Raw genomic sequence first — 521 nt, forward strand, 5'->3', positions numbered from 1 at the left:
TCCGCACTGCGCCCGCGTCCACCCCGCGAAGCTGGCGCCCGGGCTCGCGGCGACCGTCGAGCGGCTCGGCGTCACCATCCACGAGGGCACGCGCGTCACCGAGATCGCGCCCGGCGAGGCGCGCACCGAGCACGGCACCGTTCGCGCCCAGCACGTGCTGCGCGCGACCGAGGGCTTCACGCCGAACCTGGCCGGCGAGCACCGCACGTGGCTGCCCATGAACTCGTCGATGATCGTGACCGAGCCGCTCGCGGCATCCGCCTGGCACGAGATCGGCTGGAACGGCCGCGAGACGCTCGGCGACTTCGCCCACGTCTACATGTACGCCCAGCGCACCGCCGACGACCGCATCGCGTTCGGCGGTCGCGGCGTGCCGTACCGGTACGGCTCGCGCGTCGACGTCGACGGCGCCACCCAGCCGCGCACCATCGAGAGCCTCACCGAGCTGCTGCGCCGCTACTTCCCGGCCGCCGCGGGCGCCGCGATCGAGCACGCCTGGGCGGGGGTGCTCGGCGTGCCGC

General features: G+C 75.0%; 1 protein-coding gene. It reads left to right on the top strand.

The genetic code is table 11. The features are described from left to right. Positions 1-521 (top strand): NAD(P)/FAD-dependent oxidoreductase (locus tag ESO86_RS18430; RefSeq protein ID WP_129236086.1); only part of this gene is annotated, 521 nt, incomplete at both ends.

This window comes from Agromyces binzhouensis (assembly GCF_004135055.1).
Lineage (GTDB): Bacteria > Actinomycetota > Actinomycetes > Actinomycetales > Microbacteriaceae > Agromyces > Agromyces binzhouensis.